We start from the raw sequence: 11,731 nt of genomic DNA, 5'->3' as shown, positions 1-11,731 counted from the left end.
GTCTGTGGGCGCGGGGCGGGGAGGGACGAGGGAGCGGTCAGGCCGGGCTGCGGCGGATCGAGCGACCGGGGACGGCGTCGGTGCGTCGACCGTCGGCGATGACGGCGGCACCGTTCACGAACACCCACGGGATGCCGGCGGCCTGCTGCCGGGGCTCGGCGAACGTCGCGCGGTCGGCGATGGTCGCGGGGTCGAACAGGACGAGGTCGGCGACGGCTCCGACGCGGAGCACGCCGCGGTCGCTGAGGCCGAGACGCGCGGCCGGGCGCGAGGTGAGGTGGGCGACGGCGTCTTCCAGCCCGAGCACCCCCTCCTCGCGGACGTAGTGGCCGAGGTAGCGCGGGAAGGTGCCCCAGGCACGCGGGTGTGGCTTTGCGCCGACGAGGATCCCGTCGCTCCCGCCGGTGTGGGCCGGGTGCACCATCATCGTGCGCACGTTGGCCTCGTCGCCGACGTGCTGGAGGATGCCGGTCGCGAGCCGGTCGGCTTCGAGCAGCGCGAAGAACAGGGCCGTCGGGTCGCCCGACCACGCGTGTCCCGCATCCTCGGCGGCGATGTCGGCGACGGTCCGCCCGACGAAGCCGGCGAGCTCGGGGTTCGCGACGCCGGAGATCTCGATCGTGGCCCAGTCGGTGACGACACCGTGACAACCGTCCGTGCCGAGCACCTCGAGCTCGTATCGGATCCGCGCACGGACGTCGTCGTCACCCAGGCGCTCGATCGTCGCGTCCGGCCCGCCGACCGCCGCCCAGCTCGGCAGCAACGCCGACAGGGTCGTCGAACCTGGCAGATAGGGATAGGTGTCGAGCGTGATGTCGACCCCGTCGGCGATGGCGGCGTCGATGAGCGCCACGAGTTCGGCGGCCCGGCCGGCGTTGACGCCGAAGTTCATCGTCGCGTGCGTGAGGTGCAGCGCGCACCCGGAACGACGACTGATGTCGATCATCTCCGCGTACGCCTCGAGTGCACCCTTGCCGTACGAACGCTGGTGCGGTGCGTAGAAGCCGCCGTGCTCCGCGACGGTGCGGCACAGCGCGACGAGCTCCTCGGTGTCGGCGAACATGCCGGGCACGTAGGTGAGGCCGGAGGACATGCCGACGGCCCCCTCCCGCAGACCCGCCGCGACGAGCTCCTGCATGCGAGCGATCTCGTCAGCGGTCGCAGCCCGGTTCTCGGTGCCGACCACGAGCATCCGGACGGAGCCCTGCGGCACGAGGTAGGCGACGTTCAGCGCGGCTCCGCGGTCGACCCGGTCGAGGTACTCGCCGACGGTCCGCCACGCGAAGTCGACGTCGTCGGGTTGCCCGTTCCAGCCGGCGATCTGCTGCCGGACGATGGCCATCGTGCGGTCGTCCGTCGGGGCGTAGGAGAGCCCGTCCTGTCCGAGGACCTCCGTGGTGACGCCCTGCGAGACCTTGGCGAGGTGCTCGTGGTCGCGGAGGACGGCGAGGTCGGAGTGGGCGTGCATGTCGATGAAGCCGGGTGAGGCGACGAGACCGTCGGCGTCGATGATCAGGGCGTCGGCGGGCGCGTCGGCCTCGGCGGACGCCCCGATCGCGATGATGCGGCCCCGGTCGATGAGCAGCGACCCGTGCACGCTCGGTCCGCCGGTGCCGTCGACGATGCGAGCGCCGCGGATGACCACCGCGCGCGCATCGTCCGTCGGTCGCGACGTCACGGCAGGAGGGCCGCCGTGGTGAAGGCGGTCGCGCGCTCGGTGACCCCGGCCCAGTCGGCCGCGGCGACGTCGGCCGCACCGACCACGCTCGACCCCGCGGTCACGGCGGCTGCGCCGGCCTGGATGTACTCCCGGGCGTTGCCGGCGTGCAGTCCGCCCGAGGGCACGAGCCGGAGACCCGGGAACGGACCCTTGAGGTCCTTGAGGAAGCCGGGCCCCATGGCGGCGGCCGGGAAGATCTTCACCGCGTGGGAACCGAGCGACGCGGCGCGCATGACCTCGCTCGGCGTCATCGCACCGAGCAGGAACGGGATGCCGGCGGCGGTGGCGACCTCGGCCACCTCCTCGCTCAGACCGGGCGTGACCAGGAACTGCGCACCGCTGTCGACGGCGCGCTGCGCGGTGTCGCGGTCCACGACCGTCCCCGCGCCGATCACGGCCCCGTGGTCGCCGATCGCGTCGGCCGCGGCGCGGATGAGCGCTTCGACGCCCGGCGTGGTGAAGGTGAACTCCACACTGCGGATCCCGCCCGCGGCGAGCGCCCGGCAGAGTTCGACCGGGTCGGGGATGACGGGCACGCGGACGACGGCGATGGCGCGGTCGGCGTACAGGGCGTCGAGGGCGTGCGGCGTGGAGGGAGGGGTCTCGAGCGTCATGCGGGGCTCCTGTTCGGTTCGGCTCAGCCGAAGGTGGTGGTGACGGCGTCGACGGCGCTCGGTTCGGCGAGACGGACGTCGTCGATGACCACGAGGGCACGCCACTTGTCGAAGGTGGTGCACGGGTGGGAGAGGCCCAGGCGGATGACGTCGCCGACCTCGACGTCGCTACCGGGCGGCAGGGAGACGAAGGTGTGCTGGTCGTTCATGGCCGTGGTCGTCGCGCCCGGGAGCGGTTCGACGGTGGCGGACCCGGCGCGGCGGACGCCCTGCACCTCGGGGAGCCCCTCGTCGAACGGGAAGTCGCGCTTCCCGCCGTCGACGAGCGCGAGGCCGGGCTCGGGGCGGGAGACGATCGTCGCCCAGCCGTGGATCGCGGAGCGGAAGTCGCCGGTGCCCTCGTGGCGGCCGAGCGGGGTGATGCCGCGGTAGAAGCCGTCGTCGTGGGTGACGTATGCGCCGGAGCGCAGCAGCACGTCGACGGCGCGTCCGTGAGCACCGTCGAGGTCGCGCAGTCCGGCGAGGACCTCGGCGACCACGTCGAAGTAGGCGCTGCCCCCGGCGGTCACGATGAGCGTCCGGACACGTTCGTCGTACCGGCCGCCTGCGAGGAGCGCGTCATGGAGAGCGGCGAGCGACTCCAGGTAGTCGCGGACGATCTGCAGCGAACCGTCGTCGCCGTGGTGCGCGAGGGCCCCCTCGTAGCCGCTGACGCCGGCGAGCGCGAGCTCGGGCGAGGCGACGACGGCCTCGGCGATCTCGAGCGCGGTGGCCTGGTCCCGGGCTCCGGTGCGGCCACCCGGCGCACCGAGTTCCACGAGCACGTGGAGGGGGCGACGGGGTGGCTGCTCGGCGAGCACGCGCGACATGATCTGCACGGCTCGGACGGAGTCGGCCCACACGACGATCTCGGCGTCCCCGCTGTCGAGGGACCGTCCGACGGCGCGCAGGTGTTCGGGCTGCACGAGGGCGTTGGCCAGCATCACGCGGGGGATCGACCAGTCGAGCGCGACGGAGAGCTGCCACGGGGTCGCGACGGTGATGCCCCAGGCACCCGCGTCGAGCTGACGCTGCCACAGGGCTCGGTTCATCGTCGTCTTGCCGTGCGGCGCGAGGCCCACCCCTGCGCGGTCGCACCACTGCCGCATGGTCTCGACGTTGTCGGTGACCGCCGAGCGGTCGAGCGTGACGAGCGGCGTCGTGAAGTCGGCGAGCGCCGGTCGACCGGCGAGGAACGTGGCGGCGTCGGTCCCGACGGACGCCGGCGGGAAGCCCTTGAGGCTGCCGTCGAGCACGCCCAGCGCGCCGGCATCGAAGTCGTCCGTCATCGTCTCCTCGTTTCGCGATCGAGCGCTGCACCCGCCGACGTCGTGAGCGCCTAGCGTTGCGCATCTTGCAACGTACATTGCATCCGGCGCTACGTCTGTTCTAGCATTGCGTCCACAGGCCGTCAACCGGACCCGGCCGAGACGCGAGGGGAACCGTGATGACGACGTCACCGTCCACCGTGAGCACGATCGGCGAAGCGATGGTCGTCCTCCTGCCCGAGAACCAGCTCCCGGTCGCCGAAGCCCGCGAATACCGGACGGGCGTCGGGGGCGCCGAGTTCAACGTCGCCTCGAGCCTCGCGCGCCTGGGCGTCCCCACCCACTGGATCTCGCGCCTCGGCGACGACGGGTTCGGCGACTACATCCTCGAGACGGCCCGGCACGACGGCGTCCTCACCGACGCCGTCGAACGCGACGACCACCGGCCCACCGGCCTCTACGTCAAGGAGACGGTCGTGAGCGGCGACGGCGACCGTCGGCCGCGGATGCACTACTACCGCAGCGAGTCCGCAGCGTCGCAGCTCGGCGCCGACACCCTGCGGCACGAGGCGACCCGGGCGGCCATCACCGCCTCCGCCATCGTGCACACCTCCGGCATCACCCCGGCGCTCTCCGACTCGACGGCGCTGCTCGTCGGCGAGCTGGGCGACGCGCTCCCCCGCGACACCGTCCTGAGCGTCGACCTCAACTTCCGGCCGCGCCTCTGGGAGCGTCGCTCGACCGCCCCGCTGCACCGCCTGCTCGACCAGGCGTCCGTCCTGTTCCTCGGCGTCGACGAAGCGGAGCTGTTCTTCGGCCACACGGACGCCGCCCGCCTCTTCGCCGAGCTGCCGACCCTGCAGCGCATCGTGCTCAAGGACGAGGAGAACGCAGCGACCACCCTCCACCGTGACTCCGAGGCGGGCATCGAGGTGCGGTCGTTGTCGGTCGACGTCGTCGAGACCGTCGGTGCGGGCGACGCGTTCGCCGCCGGCTACCTCGCCGGGCTGGCCTCGGGTCGCTCCGACACCGCCTGCACGCGGCTCGGCCACGCGGTCGCGGCGTCGACGCTCATCTGCCACGGCGACCGCCCCGAGCTCGTGCCCGACGCGCAGGGCGTCGGACACCATCGTCGAGGCGTCCGATGAGGAATGGGCGTCGTGGCGGATCACCGCGGACCACCCGCTGCCGTGGACCACGGTCGGCGCGCACGGGATGATCGACGCATGAGTCAATCGCTGTCCCGGGCCCTCGACCTCCTCCGCGAGATCGTCTCGGGCACCAACTCCCTCGACGCGCTCGCGGCGACGGCCGGCGTGCACAAGACCACGGTGCTGCGCCTGCTCAACACGCTCGAGGAGCACGGCTTCGTCACGCGCGACGCGTCGTTCCGGTACCACCTCGGGCGGGCGATGTTCGAGCTGACCCAGACCGCGCTCGACGAGCAGGACGTCCGCGGCGTCGCCGCTCCGCACATCCGGGCGCTCGGGGCGGCCACGGGCCAGACGGTGCACCTCGCCGCCTACGAGAGCGGCTCCGTCTTCTACATCGACAAGGTCGAGTCCCGTCAGCCCCTCCGCATGTACTCGCGTGTCGGCCTGCCCGCCTCCCTGTACGCGACCGGGGTCGCGAAGGTCCTCCTCGGTGGACTCGACGAGGCGGAGCGTCGACGCGTCGTCACCGGCATCGTCTTCGAGCGGTACACCGACAAGACCATCACCGACGCCGACGCCCTGCTCGCCGAGATCGAGCGTTCGACCGAACGCGGATGGGCCGAGGACCACGAGGAGCACGAGAGCTTCATGAACTGCGTGGCCGCGCCGGTCTTCGGGCCCGACGGCCGGGTCACCGCGGCGGTGTCGATCTCGGTCCCGACGATGGTGCTCCCCCACAGCGGCGTCCGCGCCCTCCTGCCGCAGCTCCTCGCCACCACGACCGCGATCTCCGCCGAACTCGGCTACGCACCGCCGGCGCCCGCCGAGGCCCCCGCCACCGCCTGACCTCCCGCCCCTCCCGTCCCTGAGCCCCCGCCGACCTCGGCCCCTGAGCCCCACCATCCGGTCCCTGAGCTTGTCGAAGGGCCACCTACCCCGTCCCTGACCACCTACCCCGGCCCCTGAGCTTGTCGAAGGGCCACCAACCGAAGGACACACCCCCATGACCGACCGCACCGCCATCTCCACCACCGACGCCCCGGCTCCCGCGCACACCTTCTCCCAGGGCGTCCGCAAGGGCAACTTCGTCCAGGTCTCCGGCCAGGGCCCCGTCGACCCCGCGACGAACGAGTACCTGTTCCCGGGCGACGTCGCCGCGCAGACCACCCGCACGCTCCAGAACGTCGAGGCGATCCTCGCGGCCGGCGGCGCGACCTTCGACGACGTCATGATGCTGCGCGTCTACCTCACCAAGCGCGAGGACTTCGCGATCATGAACGACGCCTACGGCGAGTTCGTCGGCTCGCGCGTGCAGGGTGGCGTCCTGCCCTCCCGCACCACGGTCTTCACGGGCCTGCCGCGCGAGGAGATGCTCGTCGAGATCGACGCCATCGCGATCGTCGACTGACGCACGTCCGTTCGCCCGTTTCTGGGCGACCGAGCGTTCGTTCGCCCATCTTCGGGCGAACGAACACGCCTCGTCGGAGGCTGGTAGCGTGGTGCGCGATAGCGCCTAGGGTTCCGGAGCGACAGCTCGACTGGTCCGAGCGGCGCCACGGTCGGCGGCCAGCCGACGACCGTCATCTGACAGGACAAAAGCCCGGAGGACCCTGATCGTCGCGCCCGCGAGGATCGGAAGGGTCTCACGTGTCTCTGCTCGCCGTCACCATCGTCCTCGCCGCCGCGGTCTGCCATGCGGCGTGGAACATCGTCGCCCACGGCGTCAGCCGGATCGGCATGCCCTTCCTCTGGTGGGGAGCGGTGGCGAGCACCGTGCTGTGGGCGGTCGTCGTCCCGTTCACGGGCGGACTCGGTACGGACGACCTCGCCGGCTTCGCCATCGGCGTCGTGGTCTCCGCCGTGCTGCACTACGTCTACATGCTCGTGCTGCAACGCGGCTACGCCAGCGGGCGCCTCTCCACCGTCTACGCCACGGCACGCGGCACCGGCCCGACGATCAGCGTGATCATCGCCGTCCTCCTCCTCGGCGAGCGCCCGTCGCTGCTCGCGCTCCTCGGCGTCGCGGCGATCGTCGTCGGCGTCGTCGCGATCGGGTTCGTCGATCGCGGGAGCGACCCGGCACCGGTCGCCGTCGACGTACGCGCCACGCGACGACGCATCGACCCTGCAGTCGCCTTCGGACTCCTCACCGGGGTCGCGATCGCGGCCTACACGATCTGGGACGCGCACGCCGTCCGCACGTGGGGCGCCTCGCCCGTCGCGTTCATGGTCGGCTGCACCGCGGTCGAGGTCGTGCTGTTCTCCGGTTCGCTCGGGCGCCGGGCACGCGAGCTGCCGGCGGTCCTGCGCGCCCACTGGCCGCGCATCCTCGCCTTCGGGGTGCTCTCGCCGATGTCGTACATCCTCGTGCTGGTCGCCATCACCATGGCACCGGTCGCGCTCGTCGCGCCGATGCGCGAGGTGAGCGTCATCCTCGTCAGCCTGTTCGGCGCGCTCGTGCTCCGCGAGGGCCGACCCGTGCGCCGGATCGCCGCGGCGACCGTCGTCGTGATCGGCGTCGCCCTCCTCGCGGGCTGACCCTGTTTCGAGGCATTCGTGAGCGCGCCCCCTGTGACGTGAGCGCGGGCCTCCGGAGGGGCGCACTCACGCCGCAGGGGCGCGGTCGGGTCAGCGCACCGCGCTGGCCGCAGGGATCACCAGTCGTGGACGGTGCCGTCGGCGAGACGGTTGTAGGGCAGGTAGGCGCGCTGGTACGGGTACTTGCCCGCCTCGTCGACGTCCAAGTCGACACCGAGGCCGGGCGCATCCCCGGGGTGGAGCATGCCGTTCTCCCAGGTGTAGGACTGCTGGAACACCGCGTCGGTCTTGGCGCCGTGCTTCATGTACTCCTGGATGCCGAAGTTGTGGATCGACAAGCCGAGGTGCATCGCGGCGGCCATCCCCACCGGCGAGATGTCCGTCGGCCCGTGCATGCCCGACTTGATCTGATACTGCGAGGCGTAGTCGAGCACCTTCTTCAGATGCGTGATCCCGCCGGTGTGCGTGACCGCGCTGCGGACGTAGTCGATGAGCTGCTCGCGGATGATCTGCTGGTAGTCCCACACCGTGTTGAAGATCTCCCCGATCGCCAGCGGCGTCGTCGTGTGCTGCCGCACGAGGCGCAACGCCTCCGGGTTCTCCGCCGGCGTGCAGTCCTCCAACCAGAACAGGTCGTAGGGTTCGAGGCTCTTGCCGAGCTTCGCGGCCTGGATCGGCGTCATCCGGTGGTGCCCGTCGTGCAGCAACGGCAGCTCCGGCCCGAACTCGTTCCGCACCGCCTCGAACACCGTCGGCAGGTGACGCAGGTACGACCGGGTGTCCCAGTCCTCCTCGTTCGGCAGCCCACCGCGCTGCGCCGGCTCGTGGTCGTAGCGGACACCGGTGTTGCCCTCGAAGGTCGCGTTGGAGGCGATGCCGTAGATCGACTTCAGCCCCGGCACCGCCGTCTGGATCCGGATCGCCTTGTAGCCCTGCGCCTGGTGCTCGCGCACGCTGTCGAACAGCTCCTCGTTCGTCTTGCCCGACGCGTGCCCGTAGGCGAGCAGCCCCGTCCGGGACGCCCCGCCCAGCAGCTGGTACACCGGCATGCCCGCAGCCTTGCCCTTGATGTCCCACAGCGCCATGTCGACCGCCGCGATCGCCGCCATCGTCACCGGACCCCGCCGCCAGTACGCCGAGCGGTACAGGAACTGCCAGGTGTCCTCGATCCGCGACGCATCGCGCCCGAGCAGCAGCGGGACGACGTGCTCGGTCAGATACGCCACCACCGCGAGCTCGCGCCCGTTCAGCGTCGCGTCCCCGAGGCCGGTCAGGCCGTCGTCGGTCGTGAGCTTCAACGTCACGAAGTTCCGGTCGGGACTCGTGACGATGACCTCGGCCTTGTCGATGTTCATGGGTACTACTCCTTCGTGCGTTGCGGCCGATGTGGCCGGGGTGGTTCCGACGGACTGCGGGTCGGCTGCAGCGGCGGGTGTCAGGGGTTCCGTGGGCGTCCGGTCAGCTCGTCGACCAGGTGCTCCAGCTCGGTGACGAGCGTGGAACCGTCATCCGGCTCCGAGTCGAGGAGGCGGGGATCGATCAGGCGCACGAGCGCCGCGGTCCGCTCCCGGCCGTGGAACCGGAGTGCCTCGGCGACCGCGGCACCGCTCGCATCGCCCGGGCGGTCGTCGCCCTGGACGGCCGCCACCCACGCGGCGATCACGCGCAGGGACCCGGTTCCCGGCCGACCGGCGGCCCGTTCCGCGAGGAGGGTCGACACGATCCGCACCCGCAGCTTGGTGACCCCTTCGAGGGCGATCTGCTGCAACCGATGCTCGATGCGCGCGTTGTCGAAGCGCTCCAGGAGTGCGGTGCGATACGCCGTCAGCCCGAGGTCGTCCGGCAGGTGGCGCTCCGTCTCGTCCCAGTACTCCTCGACCCAGGCCCGGCACTGTTCGTCGCCGACCGCCTCGGCGACCGTCGTATGACCGCGCAGCGGGCCCGCGTAGGCGAGGAGGCTGTGGGCGCCGTTGAGCAGCCGCAGTTTGCGTTGCTCGTAGGGCTCGAGGTCGTCGACGAACCGGGCACCCGCGGACTCCCACGCCGGCCGCCCGGCGGGGAAGTCGCCGCTCAGCACCCAGTCGGTGAAGGGCTCGGTGACGACGGGAGCGGCATCGGCGAATCCGGTGAGCGTCGCGGCCGTCGCTTCGTCGGCAGGCGTGGGACGCGGCGTGATGCGGTCGACCGAGGACGAGACGAACGAGACCTCGTCGGCGATCCACCGAGCGGTCTCCGGGCGGACCCGGTCGGCGAGGGCGAGCATCGCGCGACGGACGAGCGCGCCGCCGTCGGCGATGTTGTCGCACGGCACGATCGCGATCGGACCGGCCCCGGCACGACGACGGGCTTCGAGGCCGAGGAGCAGTCTGCCGAGCGTCGTCGTCGGTCGGGCATCGCGGAGTTCCGCCCCGCCGTCCAAGGCGTCCGACAGCAGCGCGACGTCCCGCTCGACCGCCGGATCCGACGCGTCCGGCTTGCCCTCGGCATCGAGCCGGTACCCGGACTCGGTGACGGTGAGGGTGACGATGGCGGTGGTCTCAGCGGCGAGGAGGTCATGGAGCCGTGCGACGTCGGCGCCGTCCCGCGCCTCGACGATCGAACCGACGATCGTGGCCGAGTCGCCGTCCGCCGAGCGCTCGACGACCGTGTAGAGGCAGTCCTGGGCGTCCAGGTCGACTGCGGCCTGCGGGCTCCGGCCGGTGAAGGCGGCGATGCCCCACTCGTGATCGGGGTCGACGAGCTGGGTGTACCAGGCCTGGTGGGCACGGTGGAAGGCGCCGAGTCCGAGGTGGACGATCCGGACCGGTGCCGATGGGAACTCGGGCAGCCGCGCGCGGGACAGACGCGGGACCGCCTGCTCCCCCGGCGCTCCGGCAGCGCTGTCCACGTTCGTCACGGTGCTCACAGCTTGAACACCCGTCGCGGCTGCTCGACGACGAGGTCGAGGATGATGCGTTCGGCCGTCGCCTCGTCGATGCGCCCCTCCCGCACGAGTCGCGCGAGGAAGGACGCGTCGAGGCGCCGGGACATGTCGTGTCGGGCGGGGATCGAGAGGAACGCCCGCGTGTCGTCGATGAACCCCGATCCGCGTGAGAACCCTGCCGTCTCCGTCACGGCGGACCGGAAGCGCAGGACGGCGTCGGGCGCGTCGAGGAACCACCACGGCGCGCCGATGAAGACACTCGGGTAGAACCCGGCGAGCGGCGCGATCTCCCGCGAGTAGCTCGTCTCGTCGACGCTGAAGAGGACGAGGTGGAACCCCGGAGCCGTGCCGAAGCGCTCCAGCAGCGGACGCAGGGGGCGGACGTAGTCGGTGCGGACCGGGAGGTCGTGCCCGGTGTCCGGTCCGAAGCGGGCGAGCGTCGGCGCGTGGTGGTTGCGGTGGACGCCGGGGTGCACGGTCATGACGAGGCCGTCCTCGACGCTCATCCGGGCGCTCTCGAACAGCATGTGCGCGGCGAACCGCTCGAGGTCGGCGGCGTCGGCGGTCCCCGACAGCGCGCGGTCGAACAGCGCTGCGGCGTCCGCCTCCTCGAGTTCGAGCGTGAGTGGTTGCGGGACACCGTGGTCGGCCGACACCGCCCCGTGTTCGATGAAGTGGCGACGGCGCCCGGCGAGCGCTTCGAGATAGCCGCGGTAGCTGCCCTCCGGCGTCCCGTTCCAGGCGGCGAGCGCCGCGACCCGCTCCGCCCACCCGGCCTTCGACGGATCGAGGTACGCGTCGGGCCGGAAGGTCGGCAGGACGCGCCCGCTGAAGGTGGGGTCCGCTGCGAGGGCGGCATGCGCGGCGAGGTCGTCCATCGGGTCGTCGGTGGTCGCGAGCACCTCGATGCGGAAGCGGTCGAACAGCGCACGCGGACGGAACGCCGGCGCTTGGAGCGCCTCGTGGATCGTGTCGAAGAGCCGGTCGGCGTTCGCTCCGTCCGGCTGCTCCGTGACGCCGAACTGCTCACCGAGGATCGAGCTCAGCCAGTACCCGGAGGCGGTGCCGGCGTACAGGTGCCAGTGCTCGCAGAACCGTCGCCAGGCGTCCCGCGGCGCGGCGACGGCACCACCCTCCGCGAGGTCGGGCACGCCGACGTCCGCGAGGGAGAACCCGGCGGCGTGCAGCAGGCGGGTGACGTAGTGGTCGTGCCGGAGGAACAGCTCGGTGGCGTTCGCGAACGGGGTGTCCTCGACGAGGATCGCCGGATCCACGTGCCCGTGCGGCGAGATGATCGGCAGGGCCTCGACCGAGCGGTAGAGCGCCCTGGCGACGTCGCGCGTCCCGGGGTCGGCGGGGAGGAGGCGGTCTGGATCGTTCTGCAGCGTCGTCGGCACGCCTCCATTGAAACGGTGAGGCCTCCGTCTGTCAACCGATTGCCACACCCTGCTGGCAATCGCTTGCCGGAACGCCGA

General features: G+C 71.8%; 10 protein-coding genes. 4 read left to right on the top strand and 6 right to left on the bottom strand.

The features are described 5' to 3' along the window. Positions 1-37: 37 nt before the first annotated feature. Genes AC5JOC_RS08455 through AC5JOC_RS08445 form a run of 3 tightly spaced genes read right to left on the bottom strand, consistent with a single transcriptional unit; the run spans position 38 to position 3,662 of the window. A complete protein-coding gene (locus tag AC5JOC_RS08455; RefSeq protein WP_494246130.1) occupies positions 38-1,678 on the bottom strand; it encodes an N-acyl-D-amino-acid deacylase family protein in 1,641 nt (546 codons plus the stop codon). Continuing rightward, the gene (locus AC5JOC_RS08450; protein ID WP_411557376.1) at positions 1,675-2,334 is read right to left on the bottom strand and encodes a bifunctional 4-hydroxy-2-oxoglutarate aldolase/2-dehydro-3-deoxy-phosphogluconate aldolase; all 660 of its coding nucleotides are present in this window, start codon (positions 2,332-2,334) and stop codon (positions 1,675-1,677) included. Before AC5JOC_RS08450 ends, AC5JOC_RS08455 begins: the two co-directional genes overlap by 4 nt. Before the next feature lie 23 nt (positions 2,335-2,357). After that, entirely contained in the window at positions 2,358-3,662 is a 1,305-nt protein-coding gene (locus AC5JOC_RS08445) for a type III PLP-dependent enzyme domain-containing protein (RefSeq protein ID WP_494246128.1), read from the bottom strand. Between the two features lie 158 nt (positions 3,663-3,820). Here AC5JOC_RS08445 and AC5JOC_RS08440 point away from each other — a divergent pair, with 158 nt between their 5' ends. The 4 genes from AC5JOC_RS08440 (at position 3,821) to AC5JOC_RS08425 (ending at position 7,333) form a co-directional block, all read left to right on the top strand. Further along, on the top strand, positions 3,821-4,789 hold the full coding sequence (locus AC5JOC_RS08440; RefSeq protein WP_494246126.1) for a sugar kinase: 969 nt from the start codon (positions 3,821-3,823) through the stop codon (positions 4,787-4,789). Positions 4,790-4,867: 78 nt separating this feature from the next. Further along, positions 4,868-5,641 (top strand): IclR family transcriptional regulator, encoded by a 774-nt coding sequence (locus tag AC5JOC_RS08435; RefSeq protein ID WP_159876741.1) that lies wholly within the window; start codon positions 4,868-4,870, stop codon positions 5,639-5,641. 157 nt (positions 5,642-5,798) lie between these two features. After that, positions 5,799-6,203 carry a RidA family protein gene (locus AC5JOC_RS08430; RefSeq protein WP_079704451.1) on the top strand — a complete coding sequence of 135 codons (405 nt, stop codon included), beginning with the start codon at positions 5,799-5,801 and terminating at the stop codon, positions 6,201-6,203. Between the two features lie 239 nt (positions 6,204-6,442). Then, positions 6,443-7,333: an EamA family transporter gene (locus tag AC5JOC_RS08425; protein ID WP_494246123.1), complete on the top strand. Its 891-nt coding sequence runs from the start codon at positions 6,443-6,445 to the stop codon at positions 7,331-7,333. A gap of 116 nt (positions 7,334-7,449) precedes the next feature. Here AC5JOC_RS08425 and manD read toward each other — a convergent pair whose 3' ends face one another. From manD to uxaC, 3 genes are all read right to left on the bottom strand, one after another. Then, positions 7,450-8,688 carry a D-mannonate dehydratase ManD gene (gene manD, locus AC5JOC_RS08420; RefSeq protein ID WP_124767937.1) on the bottom strand — a complete coding sequence of 413 codons (1,239 nt, stop codon included), beginning with the start codon at positions 8,686-8,688 and terminating at the stop codon, positions 7,450-7,452. An 80-nt stretch (positions 8,689-8,768) separates the two neighbouring features. Further along, the gene (locus AC5JOC_RS08415) at positions 8,769-10,229 is read right to left on the bottom strand and encodes a mannitol dehydrogenase family protein (RefSeq protein WP_494246122.1); all 1,461 of its coding nucleotides are present in this window, start codon (positions 10,227-10,229) and stop codon (positions 8,769-8,771) included. 5 nt (positions 10,230-10,234) lie between these two features. Next, a complete protein-coding gene (uxaC, locus tag AC5JOC_RS08410) occupies positions 10,235-11,653 on the bottom strand; it encodes a glucuronate isomerase (protein WP_124767936.1) in 1,419 nt (472 codons plus the stop codon). Positions 11,654-11,731: the final 78 nt, after the last annotated feature.

This window comes from Plantibacter sp. (genome assembly GCF_059073635.1).
Note: the sequence above shows the minus strand (reverse complement) of the source record. Positions and strands in the feature narration are given on the sequence as shown.